Below are 20,347 nucleotides of genomic sequence, written 5' to 3'. Positions count from 1 at the left end.
GCGCCGACGCTAGATGCGACTCCTTGGCCGCACAACCATAGGGAGGCTCAATTTGGACCGTCAACCAAATGAAATCGTGACATTCTTTACGCATCGTTCTGCGCTTGCTGTAAGTTTCAGCCCGGAAGGAAGCTCATTGTTTTTCAAATCAGCGTTTTTGTCCCTTCATGACCGGCTGGCTCGATCGAGCCTGGGGCGGGAGGCCGGTCCCGAAGTAGGGTCCTTCACATTCGTCGCATCAGGTGGCCCTTAGGTTGACGTCCGCAAGGTTCGCACGACGATTTGAACTCAAGGCTGCGACGATCCGAAGAAAGCGAGCCTCTTCACTGCCTAAATATTTGAACCTTCTCCTGAAATACCCCGCCCGCCATGACGAGTTTGGCCGTGCGTGATCGCGTGCTCACCGACGGGAACCCTGGCCGGCTCCGGGACGACTATTCGCAGGTTGGAAAATCCAACAGCAATTTCAATAGTATGCGAGTTCGGAATTTTCTTCGGGGTGACTGGCTTCCAACTTCCCAGCCGCTCTGACCGGCCCTGATCGCCGCTCGCAGGGAATAAAGCAGCTGTAACCGCGGGGTCAGCTGCCCGGCGCTTTTTCAGAGATGGCTGGAGAGCGTGCCTCAGTCGCCGCGCGACCGCCGGTGCATCCGGTTCGGCGACGTTCGTGAAGCCGACCAGCAGTGCCTCGACGGATTGATGCGCGATGGTTCGTGCCGACAGCGCCTCGGCGCCGAAGCCGGCGGCTTTCGCAAGCTCCGCCAGCGCCACGTCGCGCACACCTCCTGTGAACTGAACGACGAGATGCATGCCGCCCGGCTTGAGCGCGATCGTAATCTGCTCGCCGAATTCGGCCTCGAGCGTATCGACCAGGGCGGCGCGGCGGGCGGCATAGAGCTTGCGCATGCGCTTCAGGTGCCGCGCGAACTGTCCCTCGGCCATGAAGGCCGCGACGACGCGTTGCTCGAACAGGCCGTGTCCCGCGGTCCGCGTTGCGCTGGCTTCGACGAATTGTCCGAGCAACCGGTCGGGCAGCACCAGATAGCCGAGCCGCAAGCCGGGAAACAATGTCTTGCTGAAGCTTCCCGCATAGATCACGCGCTGCTCACGATCGAGGCTCTTCAGCGCCGGCAGCGGGCGGCCGACGAAGCGGAATTCGCTGTCGTAATCGTCCTCGATAACATAGGCGTCGGCGGTGTTGGCCCAGCCGAGCAGTGCCAGCCGCCGCGGCAGCGACAGTGCAGCCCCCAGCGGAGATTGATGCGATGGCGTGACCACGACGATGCGGGCCTTCCGCGCCTGCCTGATGCCGTCAGTAACCCGCATCCCGTCCGCGTCAACGCGAACCGGAATGAGTCTCGCGCCCGCCATCTCCAGCGCGGCGCGAACCGGCGGGAAGTACGGGTCCTCGATCCAGGCCCGGTCATTGCGCCGAAGCAGCACCCGGAGCGCCAGATCGAGCCCGTCCTGAAAACCGCTGGTGATCACGATCTGCTGCCATTGGCAGGCGATCCCGCGCGAGGATGCGAGATAGGCGGCGACCTCCTGGCGCAATGGCTGCAGGCCGGCCGTATCAGGATATGCCATGTCGGCGGACGAGATCCGGCGGGCTTCGCGCGCAACCATGTTCGCCCAGGCCTTGCGCGGAAATAGGTCGAGCGCCGGCAATCCCAATTGCAGAAGCTTCGGTTCGGCGCGTGCCTGCGGCCGGGTGCGTGACGCATTGGGGCGATGGCCGGGCGCCGTCGCTGCCGCAGCGTTCAGCTCGGGTGAGACGATCGTGCCTGCCGGCCCGCGGCTCGCGACGTAGCCTTCGCCCGCGAGCATGGCGAACGCCGCGTCCACGGTGCCGCGCGCGGTTGCAAACTCGCGGGCGAGGTCGCGCACCGACGGCAGCCGGTCGCCGGGGCGGAGCTGACCGGTTGCGATCGCCTGCCGGAAGCGCTCGTAGATCTGCCGGTACAGCGGCGTGCGGTGGCCGCGGATCAGGCCCCGCGGGCGTTTCGCCGGTGTCCTCGCAGTCATCGTCATGGCCTAGTCAATGTGTCGGAATTTGGCCCTAAAGCCTAGGCCACTGCCGGGCTACATCGTGGCTTCACGCAGCCAGCACCTCGCGACAACGAGGCAACCAAGGGCCACTCTCATGACGAAGGCAGACTTGACCAGAAGGGATGTCAACCGCGCATCGCTGTTATCCCTGTTCGCAGCGATCGCCGCGGCGTACGGCGCGGACGCGACGGCGCAGGCACAAAATTCCGCGTCGACCCGGCGCGAAGTGATCAAGCAAGCGCTGCCTGGCGATCCCAGGCGCGAGATCAGCCTCGTGGAAGTCCATTATCCGCCCGGCACCGGATCGCCGGCGCATGCCCATGCCAATGGCGTGATGGCGTTCGTCGTCGCAGGTTCGATCTCCTCGCAAGTCGGCGAAGGTCCGGAGCAGACCTACAAGGCGGGTGACGCCTGGTGGGAGCCGGCCGGCGCCGTGCATCGGGTCTCGCGCAATCCGAGCGCGACCGTGCCGGCGACATTGCTTGCGATCTACATCGCCCCAGAAGGCGCAACCTCCGCTGACTTGATGAAGCCGCTTTAGTCGGAATCAGCAAGGCGCGGACGCCTTCCTCCGGCTATGCTGTGCCGGTCAGGTTGCTGGCGTTGGCCGTGCCAAATCGCCAGAACCTGCCGTGCTCGACGAAACCGGAGATTGCGAGATGGCCAGACGATTCAAGGTCGGCGATCACGTCAGATGGAATTCCGAGGCAGGCCACGTCTCGGGCACCATCATCGCGGTTCACACCAGTGATTTCGACTACAAGGGGCACATGCACCGCGCCTCGGAAGCCGATCCGCAATACGAGATCAAGAGCGACAAGACCGATCACGTCGCGGCGCACAAGGGCAGCGCGCTCCATCATGCCTAGCAAAGCCGCGGCGCTTCCGTTCTTCACGGTCGGCCATTCCAACCGCAGTCTCGAGGACTTCATCGTCCTCCTCACCGCGGCCAAGATCGACCGTGTCGTCGACATCAGAACGGTGCCGGGGTCGCGGACCAATCCGCGGTTCAACAGGGACACGCTCCCCGATCCGCTGGCGGCCGCGGGCATCTCGTATGAGCATCTGGCCGATCTCGGCGGGCTGCGCGGCAAGGCGCGAGGCGTGCCGCCTTCAGTCAATGGGTTCTGGAGCAACGAGAGCTTCCACAACTACGCGGATTATGCGCTGTCGCCGCAATTTCACGCGAGCCTGCAGCATCTGCGCGACGAGGGCCACCGGCTGCGCTGCGCAATCATGTGCTCGGAAGCCGTGTGGTGGCGCTGCCACCGCCGCATCGTCGCCGACTATCTCATGGCGTCGGGCGAGACCGTCGTCCACATCATGGGGGAAGGCCGCCTCGAACCCGCCCGCCTCACCGAAGGCGCCGTCGTGCAGAGCGATGGCACGGTGGTCTATCCGGCGACGGGGCAACTGGATTTATGAACGGGTGGCGAAGCTTGCGGCGCATCATCGCGCCGCCTCACTCCACGCTCCGTTTCCAATAGCCGGTGCCGAGCTTGCCGGTGATTACGGCGGTGCTGTCGTGGATTTCGTAGGAGCCGGCATCACTATAATTCCGCAGTCCCTTCAGCGCGTGCAGCGTCCAGCTGCCGTTGGCGAAGGTGACGGTGCCTTCATGTGATTGCGCCGAGCGGAAGGGCTCGGCGTGGAATTTGTAGGTGCCGTCGGTCATGATCTGCCAGATCCAGCGCGACTGGCCGCGGCTGCCCGCCACCATGATTTCCCAGGTGCCGACCAGCGCGGGATCGATGGGGCCGGCCGCGGTCGCTGGTGGCGCCGACAAGGCGGGAGCCGCGGCCGCCGGTGTCGCGTTCGCCTGCTTCGGCGCCGTTGCGTCGGCCGGCGGCGCTGCCAGATAGATCGCCTTGCGCGACAGCGAGCCGTAGACGAAGGGCTGCTGCTCGTTGCGCGTCGCCTCCATCACGTCGTCGCGGACGTTACGGAACATGAAGGTGACCTCGACGCCCGGCGCCTCGATGTTGCGCAACAGCGCTGCGGCGAACGGGCTGTTGTGGCCGTCGCCGTCGAGCGCGGTGGTGCCGTCGCGCGCGGCATAGGCGACCAGCACGTTGCCGACCGGCTCGATGCGGCCGAGCCCATTGCTGGCGGCGGCGCGGGTCGCGAGCGAGCGGCTCATCTTCGCCGCGAACGGATTGTTGCGGCAGGCGTCGAGGATCACGAGGCCGAGACTTCCGGTGCTGGACACCTGCAGCATCACGCTCTGCAGGCTGATTGCTTCATTGGCGGCATCGGTATCGCGCTTCAGCTCGGCATCGACAGGGATCAGCCAGTTGTCGCCGTTGATCTCCATGCCGTGGCCGGCGAAATACACCGCGGCCATGTCGGCCCCGGCGGCATTGCGCCCGAATGCGATCAGGCCGCGCCGCATCTCGTCGAAGCTTCCGTTGGTGATCAGGGTGACCGCGAAGCCGAGGCGCTTCAGCGCCGCGGCGATATCGCCGGCATCAGTCGGCGGATTGGACAGCGCCGGCACGCTTCTGTAGGCGCCGTTGCCGATCACCAGCGCCACCCGCTTGCCGTCGGCAGCGGCCGGCACCGTGGCAAGGCCCGCGAGCGCCGCGGCGATGGCCAGTCCCGAGACAAACGCACGGCGGTTCATGCTGGACCCGATCGAAGGTGACGGGCACAGGGTAGCGCAGCCGGCGCGAGGCGGCCACGGAAATGGCGGTGCGATCAGGCCGCCTGTTTTGGTGTCCAGACGCCTGCCGGGACCGGCTCGGCCGGCAACAGATTGGCGCCGGCGGCACCCGCGATCGACATCGTGATCTCGTGGATATCCTGCACCGACCGCTGCATCGAGAAGCGCGGATAGAGTTCGCTCATCGTGGCGGCGGTCGCAGCCTGGGCGGCGGCGGGATCGGCCAGCAGGGCCTCGACGGCGGCAGCGACGCTCGTCGTGTCCTGGCCGAAGCTGTAGCGGGCGAGATGCGGCATCTCCGCGGCCGAGAAGCGATTGGCGTCGAACACCGGTACGGTGCCGGCGCCGAGTGCGAAGAACACCCGGTCGTGCACCGACAGGTCGATATTGGGATTGAGCGAGACCGCGGCGAGATAGCTGCCGAGGCCTTCGCGCATCGCATCGAAGGTCATCGCGCCGAGCACGCGGGCCGGGCGTCCGCTGACGTCGAGATCGCTCCAGCCGCCGCCGATGAAATCGACCGGATAGTCGGCGAGCACCGCGCCCACCTCGCGGGTGCGGACGCCTCTGGTGTAGTTGTCGAGCCGGGTCAGGATCACGTTGAACAGGTCGCCGCCCGGCTTCAGATAGACGAGATGCCGCTCGGCCACGTCGACGATGATTTCTGGAAACGCGCTGCAGGTCTTGCCGCGCGCCTCGGCGATCGCATCGAACAGCAGCGCGAACAGCTTTGGCGGCATCGTCTTGCGCCAGCCGCGCTCGAGCGCCAGCGGATTCCAGCCGGACTTGGCGAAGATCAGCCGGCCGTTGCGCTTCTCGGGCGGCAGGCCGCCGAAGAAGCCGGGATCGGGGATGCCCATATGGGTCGCGAACACGGCGCCGTTGGCGCCCAGATGATCGCGGTTGAACGCGGCATGGTCGGGAAACACGTAGCCATGCGCGGTGTAGCGGCTCTCGAGCCCGTGCCGCTTGGCGAAGTAGCAGGGATGATCGCAGAACCAGGTGAAGACGGGGATCTGGGCGACGTCCCAGAACAGCTTGCCGTCCTTGGTGTGGATATCGAGCCCGATGCCGGAGAAGCCGAGTGCCATCGTCTCGGTCTTTCGTGGCAACAGCGCGTTGAGCCTGGCCGAGAAATCCGGCGCCAGCAGGTCGAGCATCTTGACCTCATGGCCGAGCCGGTCGAGCTCGGCGGCGGCCATCGCGAGAATGCCGCGCAGCGAATCATAGGTCGTATTGCTGGAATACAGGACGCAGATTACGGACATCGGGCCCCCGCGCATGATGCTGTTGCTGCGCGCGCGGATAAACCCAGCGCCTCGCATGCTGTCAGTTGAACGGCCGAGCCCGCTGTTCCGGGCACGAAATTATCGCGGCCTTAACCAAAATCTTCGCCGGAAGTCGGCCGCAGCGCCGTTGAAGCTCCGTCGGGATGTCGCGGCGGGCTACAGCCCGGGCCCGCGCGGGGAGCGGGGGCCACATGCAGCTTGAGAGCTTCGACGTCGTCGTGGTGGGCGCCGGCTTTTTCGGGGCCGTGATTGCCGAGCAGGTGGCGAGCAGGCTCGGCCGCTCCGTCTGCGTGCTCGACCGCCGGCCGCATATCGGCGGCAACGCCTATTCGGAGGTCGATTCCGACAGCGGCGTCGAGGTGCACCGCTACGGCACGCATATTTTCCACACCAATTCCGAGACCGTCTGGCGCTATCTGCACCGCTTTACCGAGTTCACTGACTACCGCCACCGCGTCTTCACGGTGGCGAACGGCCGCGTCTATTCGATGCCGATCAACCTTGCGACGGTGTGCGCCGCGTTCGGCCGCATCATGTCGCCGGACCAGGCGCGCGCCGTGATCGCGGCCGAGGCCGCAGCGCATGGCGCATCCGGGAGGCATGGTGCCTCCGGGATCGGCAATCTCGAGGACAAGGCGATCGCCTCGGTCGGCCGCACGCTCTACGATCTCCTGATCCGCGGCTATACGCAGAAGCAGTGGCAGACCGATCCGCGCGAGCTCTCGGCCGACATCATCGGCCGCCTGCCGGTGCGCTTCACCTTCGACGATCGCTACTTCGCCGACCGCTACGAGGGCATGCCGCTCGATGGCCACACTGCGATCTTCCGCCGGATGCTCGATCATCCCAGGATCGCGGTGCAACTCGGTGTCGACTATTTCGACGTCGCCGACCGCATCAACCCGCGCCAGCTCGTGATCTATACCGGACCGATCGACCGCTTCTTCGGCTATGCCTGCGGCCATCTCGGTTGGCGCACCGTCGACTTCGCGCGTGAGGTCCATGACGTCGCCGATTTCCAGGGCGCCGCCGTCATCAACTATGCCGACGCCGAGGTGCCGTTCACCCGCATCCACGAGTTCAGGCACCTGCATCCGGAGCGCGCGCATGCCGGGGCGCGGACCACGATCTACCGCGAATATTCCCGCTTCGCTGGCCGCACCGACGAGCCGTATTATCCGATCAACACCGCAGCCGACCGCGCCATGCTGACGTCCTATCACGCCATGACGGCATCGCATCCGAACGTCATCTTCGGCGGCCGGCTCGGCTCCTACAAATATCTCGACATGCACCAGGCAATCGGCGCCGCGCTGAAGACGTTCGAGCACGAGGTCGAGCCGTTCTTCGCCGACGCAGACATGCGCCCCGGCGACACCGCCGCGCGCCGCGACGCCTTGTCGCCCTTGCCGGCGTGATCTAAGCCTGCCGGAGCGGGCAGCGAAGTCATAACAATCGCCCGCGGTTCCTGGTGAGGAAACAATGAGAACGTTCGCCATTGCCGCGGCTGCCGCCGCCACATGTCTTGCCGTCAACATCGCCCATGCCGCGCCGCCGCTGCCGGAAGCGTCGGCGCATCAGGCCGGTTTCTCGGATCAGGGACTGGCGCGGCTCGATGACTTCTTCGCGCGCGAGATCGCGGCCAAGCGCGTGCCCGGTGCCGTGGTGGCGATCGCACGCGACGGCCGCCTTGTGCACTACAAGGCCTATGGCCAGCTCGACCCGGTCAAGGGCACGCCGATGCCGATCGATGCCGTGTTCGCGCTGGCCTCGATGACCAAGCCGATGGCGGCGGTGGCCGGGTTGACGCTGATGGAGCAGGGCCGCCTGCCGCTGCAGGCCAAGGTTGCCGAGTTCTATCCGGGGTTTGCCGACATGAAGGTGGGCGTACAGCAGGCCGACGGTTCGCTGACGATGGAGCCACAGGCCCGGCCGATCTACATCCACGATCTCTATCGCCACACCTCCGGCCTGATGTATGGCGGCCGGCCCGACAGCTCGAGCGCGCTGGCACGGCTCTATCCCGACGGCACCGCGCCGGCTGTCGAAGGCGACACTCAGGCCTTCATCGACCGCATCACCAAGCTGCCTCTGGTGCACCAGCCCGGCACCGAGTTCGAATACGGCTTCTCGATCGACGTGCTCGGTGCCGTCGTCGAGAAGGTCTCCGGCCAGCGGCTCGGCGACTATCTTTCGGCCAATGTCTGGAAGCCGCTCGGCATGAAGGAAGCGACGTTCCACCCGACCGACGCCCAGCGCGCGCGTCTGGCGCATCCGTTCCCCAACGATCCGCTCACCGGCAAGCCGCAAGCCATCAAGCTGCTCGACACGCCGACCAAGTTCGACTGCGGCGGCGCCTGCTCGTTCGCGACCGTCGGCGATTACGTCCGCTTCGGGCAGATGCTGCTCAATGGCGGCGAGCTCGACGGCAAGCGCATCCTCAGCCCCAAGACCGTACATCTCATGACGTCGAACCATCTCGGGCCCGAGATCAAGAACAATGTCGCTGCGGTCGAGCCGCATCGCGGCGGCTTCGGCTTCGGGCTGGCGGTCGCGGTGCGGACCAGCGAGGGGCTGGCGTCGGTGCCGGGCAATCCCGGCGAGTTCACCTGGAACGGCGCCTATGGCACGCAGTTCTTCTGCGATCCGAAGGAGCACCTCGTCGTGGTGGTTGGAACCGCAGCGCCCGGCGAGCTTCGCAAATATTATCGCGAGAACGTGCAGGACATCGTCTACGGCGCGATGGTGAAGTAAGCCGCATCGCTGCGGCGTCATACGTGTCCGGTTGCCAGCCCTGTTGCGCCGTCGCTGTGCCCGGTCCAATGCATCCGGTGCCGGGCCGCTATGCGTTTTCGGCTATAACGCCCCGCAGCCGGCCGCGCCCGCAGTGCTTCGAAAAGCCTGGCGTTTCGTAAAAGGAAGCCCGCCGACCGGGGCGGGCTAGGTCTCAGGGAGGAAAACGCTCTGACAAGGGAGCGTACGGCCAGTCTCCCCGATTCGATGGCGGCTGCGAAGATCGTATAACTACTGTCATCAGGGCCGGCATTATGCGAATGCTGCTGCGGGCCGCGGCCGCCCGGGAGGGCGCAATAACGGGGCGCGAATAACAGGGGAAGTCGATGAGCACGTCTGGAGTTTTTGCCCGCGTCGTCGCGGCGATCGGGGCCGGCGCCGTGGCGTGGCGGCGGATGCAGGGCGCCGAGCCTGCACCGGCCTGGGGCAGCGCGCCGCAGATTCCGGCGGCGAAGTCGCAGGGCGCGATCCCGACGCTGAAGATGCCGACGGCGCGCGGCTGGGACAAGGGCCAGCTTCCGACCGCAGCAGCAGGACTCAAGGTTAACGCCTTTGCCGCCGGGCTCGACCATCCGCGCTGGATCAACGTGCTGCCGAACGGCGATGTCCTGATCGCGGAGGCGACGCAAATCGCAGGCACGCCGCGCAGCGTCTTCCACTATGCGATGCAGGCGACGATGCGCCGCGCTGCGGCACTCGGCGACAGCGCCAACCGCATCACGCTGCTGCGCGACCGCGATGGCGACGGCGTCGCGGAAAGCCGCGGTGCTTTCATGGAAGGGTTGCGTCAGCCGTTCGGCATGGCGCTGATCGGCGACACCTTCTATGTCGGCAACACCGACGGCGTGGTCGCGTTTCCCTACACCGCGGGTGCAGACCGCATCACGGCGGAGGGACGCAAGCTCGTCAGCTTCAAGCCCGACGGACATTGGACGCGCAGCCTGTTGCCGAGCGCCGACGGCAAGAAGCTTTACGCCGGCGTCGGCTCGCTCAGCAACATCGCCGAGAACGGCATGAAGGTGGAGGAGGGCCGGGCCGCGATCTATGAGCTCGATCTCGCAGCCGGCACCAGCCGCATCTTCGCCGGCGGCCTGCGCAACCCGGTCGGGCTCGCCTGGGAGCCGACCACCAATGTGCTGTGGACCGTCGTCAATGAGCGCGACGGCATCGGCGACGAGACGCCGCCGGACTATCTCACCTCGGTGCGCGATGGCGGCTTCTATGGCTGGCCCTACTGCTACTGGGGCCAGACGGTCGACGATCGCGTGCCGCAGGATCCGGCGATGGTCGCCAGGGCGATCCAGCCGGACTACGCGCTCGGCGGCCACACCGCCTCGCTCGGGCTGTGCTGGATGCCGGCGGGCACGCTGCCGGGTTTCCCCGACGGCATGGTGATCGGCCAGCACGGCTCGTGGAATCGCTCGACGCTGTCGGGCTACAAGGTGGTGTTCGTGCCGTTTACGAACGGCCGTCCTTCGGGGCCGGCGCGCGACATCCTGTCGGGCTTCCTCGCGCCCGACGAGAAGGTATCGTACGGACGCCCGGTCGGCGTCGCGCTCGGCGGCGACGGCTCGCTGCTGGTGGCCGACGATGTCGGCAACGTGATCTGGCGCGTCACGGGGGTGTAGCGCTTCAACGCCGCCCGGTGATCGACTGCATGAAAACGCGATCCGTTTCCGGCAGAGCGTCGGTCCAGGCCGGCTCGTCGCCGGGTTCGGGCAGCACATGGCCGAACTCGATCATCTGCCGCGGCTGCAACTCGTTGAGATAGACCCACACCGCGCGCTTGCTGTCGACACCGGCGGCGGCTCCGACCGCGTCCGCCATCAGTTTGATCATTCGCGTCTTGTCGACGGCGGCGCGGCCGGCGCGGATATCGCCGTAGACGAAGATGTGGTCATGCGCGACCGGGACGCCACCCATGAACCAGTTGCCGGGCGTGACGTCGCTGAAGATCACCTGTGCGAAATAGCTCGGCGCGCCCGTTACCTCGGCGTGGATCCGGCTGATCTCGCCCGCGATCCGGCCCTTCTGTTCCGCGCTGAGGCGGCCTTGCGCACTGGTGCAGGTATAGGTTGGCATTGGCGTGACCTCGCTTGGATGTCAGTCGAGGCTGCGAGGATCACGCATTTGCTCTCACACGTCGAGTGCTGTCTTACACGGTCCTGATCTCGCCGCCATCCATGCGCAGCACGGTGCCGGTCATCCAGCGCGCCGGCGGCGACACGGCGAACGCGACGAGGTCGGCGATTTCTTCCGGCGAGCCGAAGCGCTTGATGCCGGCCTGCCTGAGGAAGTCGGCCTTGGCGGTGTCGATGTCGACCTGCCTGGCTGTCGCTGATTTCTCCAGCATCGCAAGGCGGCGTCCGGTCATGATGGCGCCCGGCGACACGCAGTTCACCTGCACGCCGTCGTCGATGCCGCGCTCGGCGAACGCCTTTGCCAGCGCCTCGATCGCAGCGTTGATCGTGCCCACCGCAGCCGCGCCCGCGCGAGGCGACACGGCCGCATTGCCTGAGGTAAAGATCACGGCGCCTTGCGATGCCTTCAGCGCGTCCCAGGCGTGCATCGTCAGCCGCCTGGCGCCATGGAACTTGAGCGCGAGACCCGCATCCCACTGCTGGTCGGTCATCTCGAACAGATCGAGCCCGGGTACTGAGCCTGCAACATTGACCAGCGCGTCGATGCGGCCGAAGCGATCCAGCGTGGCCTTGACGGCGTCGTCGGCGGCCGCCGGTGAGGCGAGGTCGAGATCGAGCATCAGCGGCGTGCTGCCGCTGGATTCGATCTCCTGAGCGACCTCGCGCAGCTTCTCACCACTGCGCGCGACGAGGACGATGGCAGAAAAATCCCGCGCGAGCCGCAGCGCGGTGGCACGTCCGATGCCGGAGCTTGCGCCGGTCACGATGGCGACGGATTGGGTCATGTGCATTCCCTGGGGTGATCGGCGCGCGACTTCAGCGGCTCTGGAACTCGCGGATGGCTTGCGCGATCTCGGCGGCATGGGTTTCGAGCGCGAAGTGTCCGGTGTCGAAGAATTTGACCACCGCCTTCGGATTGTCGCGCTTGAACGCCTCGGCGCCCGGCGGCAGGAAGAAGGGATCGTTCTTGCCCCACACCGCGAGGAGCGGCGGCTGATGGGTGCGGAAGTAGGACTGGAAGGCCGGGTAGAGCGCGACGTTGCTCTTGTAGTCGCCGAACAGATCGAGCTGCACGTCATGCGCGCCAGGCCGCGTCATGTAGTAATTGTCGAGGTTCTGGCCGTCCGGCGACACGGCTTGCGGATCCGATGTGCCGTGAGTGTACTGCCAGCGCGTGGTCTCCGGCGTCAGGAAGGCGCGCAGCGCGTCGCGGTTCGCCTGCGAGGGGTCCTGCCAATAGGCCTTGATCGGGGTCCAGCCGTCGCTGAGGCCTTCCTCATAGGCGTTGCCGTTCTGCGAGATGATCGCGGTGATCCGCTCCGGATGCTTGAGCGCGAGACGGAAGCCGGTCGGCGCGCCATAGTCGAACACATAGACCGCGTACCGATCGAAGCCGATCACCTCGGTGAAGCGATCGATCACGCCGGCGATGTTGTCGAAGGTGTAGCTGAACGTCTCGCGCGGCGGCATGTCCGACTGGCCGAAACCGGGCAGGTCCGGCGCCACGATGTGGAACTTGTCCGCAAGCTGCGGGATCAGATCGCGGAACATGTGGCCCGCGCTCGGGAAGCCGTGCAGCAGCAGCAGTTTTGGCGCGCCCGGCGAACCGGCCTCGCGATAGAACACCTTGAAGCCGTCGGCATCGGCCGTGCGATATTTGATCTCGGACATCTGTCACTCCTTGTGGTCGCGATGTGGTGGTGTGGTTGGCGGGTTAGGATTTGGTCTGCTTCGCAAGCCCGCTGATCGCCTCGGGCCTGAGATAAAGCAGCAGCGCACAGCACACGGTGGCGAAGCCGAGCAGCGGCACGAAGGGGGCGATGGCGGCGCCGGCCGCGAACACCAGCAGCGCGAGCAGCGTGCGGCGCTGGGTCCATGTCCGCACCTGCTGGGGCATCATGCTCTGATCCGCCTGTGCCAGCACCGCGCGTTCGAAGGCGAGATAGGCGAGGTCAATGAGGAGGAAGATCACCGCATAGACCACCACCGGTGCCGCGGCCATGTGCGAGCGTGCGACCCAGGCGGTCGCGAACGGCAGCAGCGAGACCGCGAACAAATGGACGAAGTTCAGCCAGATCAACCGCGGCGTCGGTTGCCGCACCAGATGCAGCAGATGGTGATGATTGACCCAGATCACGGCGATGAACAGGTAGCTCGCCGCGTAGCTGATCGCGGTCGGCCACAGCGGCAGCAAGTCGGCGAACCGCGAGCCGTCCGGCGCTCTCAGCTCCAGCACCATCACCGTGATGATGACGGCGATCACCGCATCGGAAAACGCGCCGAGCCGGTCGGCCGACAAATGTTTCTCCTGCATGGCAGCGCTCCTGTCCTTTGATTAAAGACGTCAGTGCTCTGTAACGCCGTGGATGGCTTCCCGGATGATGTCGGCGACGAGCTTTGGCGCCGTCACGATCGGGGTGTGATCGACGGCGTGTGAACGCACGGCAGCCTTCATCCGCGCCGCCATACTGCGCTGGGTCTCGGGCGCGATCATCCGATCCTCCTCGGCAACCAGGAACCAGCTCGGGACGTCCTTCCAGAGCGGGCGGCCGACCGGCACCGTGATGCAGGCGGGTGAGATCGGCCGCTGCACGGCCGCGAGCACTGCGAGGTCCTCGGCGCGCGCGCCTTGCGCGAAAGCCGATGCGAAGGCGGGCTCGGGCAACCAGATCAGGCCGCTCGTGTCGGGCGCGAGTTTTGGTGCGAACGGATGCGGCGGTGCGCGATAGAACACATCGGCCACCGTCTCGCCCTCGTCCGGCGCCAGCGCCGCGACATAGACCAGCGCCTTGACGCGCGGCGAGCGGGTCTCGGCGATCACAGCGCCGGCATAGGCGTGGCCCGCCAGCACGATCGGTCCCTCGACGCGATCCAGCGTGCGGTTCAGCGCGGCGACATCGTCGGCGAGCGAAGTGAGGGGCAGCGGCGCTGCGACGGCGGTGATGCCCTCGGCATCGAGCGCCGTGATCACACGCGCCCAGCTCGACCCGTCCGCCCACGCGCCATGGGCAAGCACCACGCTGACATCCTTGTTCGACATCCTGAGCTCCCTTGTTTCAGTAGTAACCAGTAAAATGTCAATTGACGGGTTATGTCGCTTATGGCCCAATACTAGTAACTTGTCAACGGCATTTAAGCAGGTTATTCTGACCGAGTTCAGAGAAAGCCGCCCAGGAGAGCGCCACCGTGCAGTCCCACCCGCCCGCGATGTTCATCGCCGATAGCCCGGGCCTCGATTTCATCAACTCGATCGCGACCCCGGTCGATACGCCGGTCGACTGGATCGCCGATGGCGACGGCCTGGTGCGGTGGCTCGCACAGGCGAAGCTGGTGCCGTCAGATGTGCTCGACGGGCTGATGGCGCGGGCGGCGCCGGGCGAGCTCGACAAGGTTGCCGGTCAAGCGCGCGATCTGCGCGAATGGTTCCGCGGCTTCGTCCGCAAGCATATGGGCCGGCCGCTGACGCCGCGTGCGCTTAAGGAAATGGAGCCGCTGAACCGGCTGCTCGAAAGTGATCAAGCGTTCAGCCGGATCGTGCCGCATCGTCACGACGATCATGACGGCTTCGCGCTGGAGCGGACGCGACGCTGGCGCTCGGCCGAAACATTGCTGCTGCCGATCGGCGAGGCGATGGCCAAGGTCGTCTGCGAGGAAAGCTTTTCCGACATCAAGGCGTGCGAGGGCCCGGCCTGCACGCTGATGTTTGCCGATCACACGCGGGCGCGTGCGCGCCGCTGGTGCAGCATGGCGGTCTGCGGCAACCGCGCCAAGCAGGCCGCGCATCGCAGCCGGATCAAGGACAGGGGCTGAGAACCAACCCAACCAAACGGAGAAAAAAATGGCGCTTCCTCTGATCTTGTTCGACGTCAACGAGACCCTGCTGGACCTCGAGACCATGGAACCGGTGTTCGCGCGCATCTTCAATGACAAGAGCGCGATGCGGCTGTGGTTCGCGAATTTCATCATGTACTCGGCTTCGCTCACGGTGGCGGGCTGCTACGTGCCCTTCACCGACATCGGCGCGGCCGTCATGAAGATGCTGGCCGACACCCGCGGCATCAGGATCAATGAGTCAGACAAGAAGGAGCTGACCGAGAAATTCTCCACCATGCCGCCGCATGCGGAAGTGCCGGCGGCGCTGCGCAAGCTGCGCGCGGCGGGCTTTCGGCTGTTCACGCTGACCGACAATCTGCTGGAAGTGCAGACGCGGCAGCTGACCAACGGCGGCATCGTCGATCTGTTCGAGCGGCGCTTTTCCGCCGACGGCGTCAAGCATCACAAGCCGTCGCGGCAGGCCTACGGCTATGTCGAGCAGCAGCTCGGCGCCAAGCCGTCGGAGTTCTGCCTGATCGCCTGCCACACCTGGGATACGCTCGGCGCAGTCGCCGCCGGCTGGGAGGCCGCGCTGATCAAGCGGCCCGGCAACGATGTGCTTGGCGTCGGTCCGCAGCCGCAGATGGTCGGAGATAATCTCGACGACGTCGCCGACCAGCTGATCCACCGCTACGGTGCCAATGGGTAACGGTCGCTGACGGATTCCACAGCGGAGGGGAGGTCAAAATCCCCTCCAGGCCCGATCGCTCGGAAGCGCCTAAAACCGGAATGAAATCCATAGCGGTTTTCAACCATGCCCCTTGAGCCTTCCTCAACCTCCCCGGCCGATGCTTTTGTCCGCCGCACAGGACGGACCAGGGATCGACAAGGAGCTTGAGCATGCCGGCCAAAGGACGAGCGACCGCAAGCAACGCTACCGCGCAATCGCGCGAGGATATCCTGAACGCGCGGGCCATCAGCACGCTGGGCGCCGGCGTCGTCAACGCGATGAGCGCGGTCGGCGCCGCCGTCATCAAGAAGCACAGGCCGGCGCTCGGCAAGAGCCCGGACTGGTTCTGGCACATGTTCGCGAAATGCGAAGCCAAGGCCGCGCGCGTCGCCGAGCAGGCCGCGCGCGATCCGGAGGCCTGCGGCGATGCCACCTTCATCGAGGTCTATGCCGCGCAACTGCCGAAGCTGATGGCATCCGCACTCGAGAGCCACGAGAAGGCGCTCAAGGCGAAGTGACGTGGCGCGAGGAAGAGGCTGACAACAGCGATCGTGCCGTTGTCGTTCCCCCGATCTCGCTGCTGCGTCGCTGCGCAGGGCAGCCATGCACCTGAAACCACAACCCGCCGCCGTTCGTATTCGATAGGTGGCAGAAGTCCGCGCCCGCGGGCTTCTGATTCTTCAATCCGGGACGGTTGATGGTGAAGCACCTTATTTCCAATGAAGAGAAGTGTGACGCGTGTAACGGGACAGGCTTTCCGGAGGTGAAGCAGCCGGGCGAGCCGGGACGGAAGATCTATCCCGAGCCCTGCAAGAAATGCGGCGGCAAGGGGCGGATCAGGAAGGCGACCTGGGGCAAGTAGGCACCTGAAGCATCAGCCTTGTCGGGCGGGTTAGCGTCAGCGTAACCCGCAGCAACGCGATGCGCTGGAGTAATGGCGGGTTACGGCTTCGCCTAACCCGCCCTACGTCTCAGCCTGCGCGCGGGGTGCGACCGCGTGTGACGCGCGTCACGGCGGGAGCCGGCGCTGCGAGCCATTGATAGCGCCATGAACGGGCGGTCTTCCGTCAATCATGGAGCTGAAGATGACGTCCTCCCTTGCAATCAGTGTTTCCGATGACGGCGTTGCTCTGGTGCCGGAGCATGATCAAGCCGCCGCGTCCCTCGTTCCCGCCGATGCGACCAGCGCGCCGCAGCGCCAGTTCTGGGAGACCGAGCACACCCGGCCGGACTTCCAGCCCTCCAACGAGGCCGCGCCCGAGCTCGTCGCGGCCACTGCGAATTATCTCGGCGAATGCATGCGGCACCCCTATCTGCCGGTGTCGGAAATCCGCGCGCGGCAGTTCGCCCGGATCAAGGAGCTGGTCGAGCTCGCCTATCGCGACATTCCGGTCTATGGCGCCAAGTATGATGCGGCCGGCTTCAAGCCGGAACATCTGCGCGACTATGACGACATCCAGAAGATCCCTGTCATCACCAAGCCCGAGCTGGTCGCGGCCTTCCCGGACCAGTGCGTCAACAAGAAGTACAAGCCGGAAAACCTGTTTCCAACGCGCTCGTCGGGCTCGTCCGGCCAGACCTTGCTGATCCGCGTCGATTACGACGCCGTCATCACCGACACCATCCAGGGCGTCCGCCAGTTCGCGATGCAGAGCGGCGGCAATTACCGCGCCGAGGACCTGCTCGCCCATGTCTACACCGTGCCGTGGTGGTTCGATTCGATCGGCGGCGACTATCCGACCGCCTTCATCTCGAACCTGATCCCGCCGGCGCGCGTCTCCCAGCATCTGCGCTATCTCGGGCCGAAGATCCTCTCGCTCTATCCGTCGAGCCTCGATGCGTTGATGCCGCATGTCGACGAGTTCCGTTCCTCGCTCAATCTCGCGGTGACGCATTCGGAATATTCCTCGCGTACTGCCCGTCAGGAATGGTCGCGGCAGCTCGGCGTGCCCGTGCTCGACGAATACTCCTCCGAGGAAGCCACGCGGATCGCGCTGGAGATGCCCGACGGCCAGTATCACGTCTGCGAGGACACCGTGCATCTCGACGTGCTCGATCCCGTCACGATGGCGCCGCAGGCCGACGGCCAGTCCGGCATCGCCGTGATCACCAACCTGCTCAACGAAGCGATGCCGTTCATCCGCTACGTGCAGGGCGACTACATCACGCGGCCGGCCAATCCGGCGCCATCAGACATCAACTGGTCGCAGATCGCCAGCATCGACGGCCGGCTCAACGATGCCTTCGTCAACCGCGACGGCCGCAAGGTCCCGGCGGGCAGCATTCTCGATGCAACCTATCGCTGGATGTTCGACTGCAACCTGCATCTGGCGCAGTTCGAGATCGTGCAGCGCGGCGTCGACCTCGTCGAGGCGCGCGTCGTGCTCGGCCAGGATACGCCGATGTCGCGGCTGCACGGCTCGGTCGCACATCTGGAGGATCTGCTCGCGGCCTGCCTCGAGCATCCGGTCCGGGTGCAGGCCAACGCGCTGCTCGCGTTTCCGCCCAAGGTCGGCAAGCGCCGCCCGATCCGCCGCGAGTTCGATTGATCTCGGCGAGAGGAGTGCGTGCCATGACTCAGTCACTGAACCGCATCGCCGCCATGACGGCGCGCTACTACTACATCCTGCGCTCGTCATGGCTGCGGCTGCTCGAGATCGTCTACTGGCCGGCGATGCAGATGATGGTGTGGGGTTTCCTCTATACCTACCTCTATCAAAGCAAGTCGGCGATGGCCTCCACTGCCGGCCTGCTGCTCGGCGCCGTCCTGCTCTGGGATGTGCTGTTTCGCGGCCAGCTCGGCTTCACTTTCACCTTCCTGGAGGAGATCTGGTCGCGAAACCTCGCCAATCTGATGATGAGCCCGTTGCAGCCGGCCGAGCTTGCGGCCTCGCTGATGCTGATGAGCCTGATCCGGCTGGTGATTGGCACGTTGCCGGTGACATTGCTGACGCTGCTGCTGTTCGGCTTCAACGTCTATGCGATGGGGCCGGGGTTGATCTTGTTCTTCCTCAACCTCGTGCTGACCAGCTGGGCGATCGGGCTCGTCGTCGCCGGCCTCGTGATCCGCCAGGGACTCGGCGCCGAAAGTCTCGCCTACTCGATCATGATCGTGCTGCTGCCGCTGTGCTGCGTCTACTACCCGGTCGAGGCGCTGCCGGTCGGGCTGCACCCGGTCGCCTGGTCGCTGACGCCGACCTATGTGTTCGAGGGCATGCGCGCCGTGCTGCTCGACGGCACCTTCCGCACCGACCTGATGATCGAATGCCTCGCGCTCAATGCCGTCTATCTCGGCATGGGCTTCGCCACATTCGTTGCCCTGTTGCAGAGCGCCCGCCACAAGGGCGGCCTGCTCACCATGGGCGAGTAAGGGAGACATCCATGAGCAGCATCGAACGCTTTCTGCCCCGCAGACATCTGACACCGGTGTCGCCAACCACCACCCCCGCGCAGGACAATGCGCCTGTGAGCCTCGGTATCGATGAGGCGCCGGCCATCGCGGTCGAGGACCTCTGCAAGAAGTACCGCACCCACTGGGCGGTCGACGACGTGAACTTCAACGTGCCCAAGGGCTGGACCGTCGGCCTGCTCGGCGGCAACGGCGCCGGCAAGACCACCACCATCGCCATGATCATGGGCCTGGTGGTGCCAAGCCTTGGCCGCGCCATGGTGCTCGGCCACGACATGGCGACCGAGCGTCACAAGGTGCTCAGCCGGATGAATTTCGAAAGCCCCTATGTCGCATTGCCGGGGCGACTCACCGTGCGGCAGAACCTGACGGTGTTCGGACGGCTCTATGGTGTCGCCAATCTCAAGGCGCGGATCGAGGAATTGATCGAGGATTTCGAGCTCGGCGACGTGCTCGACCGCGTCACCGGGCGGCTCTCGGCCGGGCAGAAGACACGCGTCGCCGTCGCGAAGGCACTGATCAACGACCCGGACGTGCTGCTGCTCGACGAGCCGACGGCATCGCTCGACCCTGACCGTGCCGAGTGGGTGCGCAGCCGGCTGCGCGCCTATCAGAAGCGCCGCAGCGCCACCATCCTGCTGTCCTCGCACAACATGACCGAGGTCGAGCAGCTCTGCGACTTCGTCGTCATCATGAGCCACGGCCGCGTCGTCGCGATGGGACGCCCGGGCGAGCTCGCCGAGCGCTTCAAGTGCCGGGACCTCGACGAGGTCTTCATCTATCTGGCGAGGGTTGCGTGATGTCCTCATTTGGTTCTCCGAACGACAAGCCGGTTGCGATCCGTCAGGAACGCCGTTCGGACGTGGCGGCGCGAGAGGGGCTGCTCGACGCTGCATTCGGTCCTGGCCGCTTGGCCAAGACCTCGGAGCGGCTGCGCGAGGGCCGCAAGCCTGCGCGCGGCCTCGCGTTTGTCGCGCGCCGTGGCAGCCACCTGGTCGGCACATTGCGGCTGTGGCCGATCGTGACCGGCACCGGTCACGCCTGCCTGCTGCTCGGCCCGCTCGCGGTGGCGGAGGAGGCGCGATGCCTCGGCATCGGCGCCGCGCTGATGCGGCAGGCCCTGCAGCGGGCGCATCGGCTCGGTCACCGCGCCGTCATCCTGGTCGGCGACGCCGCCTATTATGACCGCTTCGGCTTCTCGGCGGCGAAAACCGGCACGCTCCGCATGCCCGGTCCATATCAGCGCGATCGGCTGCTGGCCTGCGAGCTGATGCCGGGCGTGCTGCTAGGGGCGGGCGGCCTGATTGCCGCAGCCGGCCCGCCGCCGTCGCGGCTGTCCGGATTGATAGACCGGATCGCCGGCAGCCGGCCCCCGATCGGGCAACCGGCCTGATCCGCGGCTTTTTCCGCTGCGGGGGCATGGCGGTTTGGTTGTTCTTGGCGTAAAGCAGCCCAAATCGT

22 protein-coding genes are annotated in these 20,347 nt (G+C 65.8%); 14 read left to right on the top strand and 8 right to left on the bottom strand.

Annotation, left to right across the window (positions count from 1 at the left end):
* Nucleotides 1-330 precede the first annotated feature (330 nt).
* Nucleotides 331-2,031 carry a MocR-like pyridoxine biosynthesis transcription factor PdxR gene (gene pdxR / locus ACVIGA_RS16950; protein ID WP_456667255.1) on the bottom strand — a complete coding sequence of 567 codons (1,701 nt, stop codon included), beginning with the start codon at nt 2,029-2,031 and terminating at the stop codon, nt 331-333.
* 127 nt (nt 2,032-2,158) lie between these two features.
* On the opposite strand from pdxR, the gene ACVIGA_RS16945 reads away from it, so the two are divergent.
* The 3 genes from ACVIGA_RS16945 (at nt 2,159) to ACVIGA_RS16935 (ending at nt 3,474) form a co-directional block, all read left to right on the top strand.
* On the top strand, nt 2,159-2,590 hold the full coding sequence (locus ACVIGA_RS16945; RefSeq protein WP_456667254.1) for a cupin domain-containing protein: 432 nt from the start codon (nt 2,159-2,161) through the stop codon (nt 2,588-2,590).
* Nucleotides 2,591-2,708: 118 nt separating this feature from the next.
* On the top strand, nt 2,709-2,918 hold the full coding sequence (locus ACVIGA_RS16940; RefSeq protein WP_456667253.1) for a DUF2945 domain-containing protein: 210 nt from the start codon (nt 2,709-2,711) through the stop codon (nt 2,916-2,918).
* Nucleotides 2,911-3,474, top strand: a complete 564-nt coding sequence (locus tag ACVIGA_RS16935; RefSeq protein ID WP_456667252.1) for a DUF488 domain-containing protein — start codon at nt 2,911-2,913, stop codon at nt 3,472-3,474. The genes ACVIGA_RS16940 and ACVIGA_RS16935 overlap by 8 nt, the downstream gene beginning before the upstream one ends.
* A gap of 37 nt (nt 3,475-3,511) precedes the next feature.
* Here ACVIGA_RS16935 and ACVIGA_RS16930 read toward each other — a convergent pair whose 3' ends face one another.
* The gene (locus ACVIGA_RS16930; protein WP_456667251.1) at nt 3,512-4,672 is read right to left on the bottom strand and encodes a caspase family protein; all 1,161 of its coding nucleotides are present in this window, start codon (nt 4,670-4,672) and stop codon (nt 3,512-3,514) included.
* Nucleotides 4,673-4,746: 74 nt separating this feature from the next.
* Nucleotides 4,747-5,979 (bottom strand): hypothetical protein, encoded by a 1,233-nt coding sequence (locus ACVIGA_RS16925; protein WP_456667250.1) that lies wholly within the window; start codon nt 5,977-5,979, stop codon nt 4,747-4,749.
* Nucleotides 5,980-6,191: 212 nt separating this feature from the next.
* Between ACVIGA_RS16925 and glf the strand changes: the two genes are divergently transcribed.
* From glf to ACVIGA_RS16910, 3 genes are all read left to right on the top strand, one after another.
* A complete protein-coding gene (gene glf / locus ACVIGA_RS16920) occupies nt 6,192-7,418 on the top strand; it encodes a UDP-galactopyranose mutase (RefSeq protein WP_456667249.1) in 1,227 nt (408 codons plus the stop codon).
* A gap of 64 nt (nt 7,419-7,482) precedes the next feature.
* Complete coding sequence (locus tag ACVIGA_RS16915) at nt 7,483-8,754, top strand: serine hydrolase domain-containing protein (protein WP_456667248.1); 1,272 nt, start codon at nt 7,483-7,485, stop codon at nt 8,752-8,754.
* Between the two features lie 365 nt (nt 8,755-9,119).
* Nucleotides 9,120-10,421 carry a PQQ-dependent sugar dehydrogenase gene (locus ACVIGA_RS16910; protein ID WP_456667247.1) on the top strand — a complete coding sequence of 434 codons (1,302 nt, stop codon included), beginning with the start codon at nt 9,120-9,122 and terminating at the stop codon, nt 10,419-10,421.
* Nucleotides 10,422-10,425: 4 nt separating this feature from the next.
* On the opposite strand, the gene ACVIGA_RS16905 is transcribed toward ACVIGA_RS16910, so the two are convergent.
* The 5 genes from ACVIGA_RS16905 to ACVIGA_RS16885 all read right to left on the bottom strand — a co-directional run bounded on the left by ACVIGA_RS16905 (nt 10,426) and on the right by ACVIGA_RS16885 (nt 13,974).
* A complete protein-coding gene (locus ACVIGA_RS16905; protein WP_456667246.1) occupies nt 10,426-10,875 on the bottom strand; it encodes a tautomerase family protein in 450 nt (149 codons plus the stop codon).
* A gap of 73 nt (nt 10,876-10,948) precedes the next feature.
* Nucleotides 10,949-11,719, bottom strand: coding sequence for an SDR family oxidoreductase (locus tag ACVIGA_RS16900; protein ID WP_456667245.1), 771 nt, complete (start codon nt 11,717-11,719; stop codon nt 10,949-10,951).
* Between the two features lie 31 nt (nt 11,720-11,750).
* Nucleotides 11,751-12,605, bottom strand: coding sequence for an alpha/beta fold hydrolase (locus ACVIGA_RS16895; protein ID WP_456667244.1), 855 nt, complete (start codon nt 12,603-12,605; stop codon nt 11,751-11,753).
* A gap of 43 nt (nt 12,606-12,648) precedes the next feature.
* A complete protein-coding gene (locus tag ACVIGA_RS16890) occupies nt 12,649-13,248 on the bottom strand; it encodes a TMEM175 family protein (protein ID WP_456667243.1) in 600 nt (199 codons plus the stop codon).
* A gap of 30 nt (nt 13,249-13,278) precedes the next feature.
* Nucleotides 13,279-13,974, bottom strand: a complete 696-nt coding sequence (locus tag ACVIGA_RS16885; RefSeq protein ID WP_456667242.1) for an alpha/beta fold hydrolase — start codon at nt 13,972-13,974, stop codon at nt 13,279-13,281.
* Between the two features lie 167 nt (nt 13,975-14,141).
* On the opposite strand from ACVIGA_RS16885, the gene ACVIGA_RS16880 reads away from it, so the two are divergent.
* The 8 genes from ACVIGA_RS16880 to ACVIGA_RS16845 all read left to right on the top strand — a co-directional run bounded on the left by ACVIGA_RS16880 (nt 14,142) and on the right by ACVIGA_RS16845 (nt 20,279).
* Nucleotides 14,142-14,744: a CGNR zinc finger domain-containing protein gene (locus ACVIGA_RS16880; protein WP_456670826.1), complete on the top strand. Its 603-nt coding sequence runs from the start codon at nt 14,142-14,144 to the stop codon at nt 14,742-14,744.
* A 28-nt stretch (nt 14,745-14,772) separates the two neighbouring features.
* A complete protein-coding gene (locus tag ACVIGA_RS16875) occupies nt 14,773-15,456 on the top strand; it encodes a haloacid dehalogenase type II (protein ID WP_456667241.1) in 684 nt (227 codons plus the stop codon).
* A gap of 191 nt (nt 15,457-15,647) precedes the next feature.
* Nucleotides 15,648-15,995 carry a hypothetical protein gene (locus ACVIGA_RS16870; protein ID WP_223974328.1) on the top strand — a complete coding sequence of 116 codons (348 nt, stop codon included), beginning with the start codon at nt 15,648-15,650 and terminating at the stop codon, nt 15,993-15,995.
* A gap of 179 nt (nt 15,996-16,174) precedes the next feature.
* A complete protein-coding gene (locus ACVIGA_RS16865; protein ID WP_223974327.1) occupies nt 16,175-16,339 on the top strand; it encodes a hypothetical protein in 165 nt (54 codons plus the stop codon).
* 223 nt (nt 16,340-16,562) lie between these two features.
* Nucleotides 16,563-18,026, top strand: a complete 1,464-nt coding sequence (locus ACVIGA_RS16860) for a phenylacetate--CoA ligase family protein (RefSeq protein WP_456667240.1) — start codon at nt 16,563-16,565, stop codon at nt 18,024-18,026.
* A gap of 23 nt (nt 18,027-18,049) precedes the next feature.
* Nucleotides 18,050-18,847, top strand: coding sequence for an ABC transporter permease (locus ACVIGA_RS16855; RefSeq protein ID WP_456667239.1), 798 nt, complete (start codon nt 18,050-18,052; stop codon nt 18,845-18,847).
* A gap of 11 nt (nt 18,848-18,858) precedes the next feature.
* Nucleotides 18,859-19,686 carry an ABC transporter ATP-binding protein gene (locus ACVIGA_RS16850; RefSeq protein ID WP_456667238.1) on the top strand — a complete coding sequence of 276 codons (828 nt, stop codon included), beginning with the start codon at nt 18,859-18,861 and terminating at the stop codon, nt 19,684-19,686.
* On the top strand, nt 19,686-20,279 hold the full coding sequence (locus ACVIGA_RS16845) for a GNAT family N-acetyltransferase (protein ID WP_456667237.1): 594 nt from the start codon (nt 19,686-19,688) through the stop codon (nt 20,277-20,279). Before ACVIGA_RS16850 ends, ACVIGA_RS16845 begins: the two co-directional genes overlap by 1 nt.
* The last annotated feature ends 68 nt before the right edge of the window (nt 20,280-20,347 follow it).

Source organism: Bradyrhizobium sp. USDA 3240, assembly GCF_054063295.1.
Note: the sequence above shows the minus strand (reverse complement) of the source record. Positions and strands in the feature narration are given on the sequence as shown.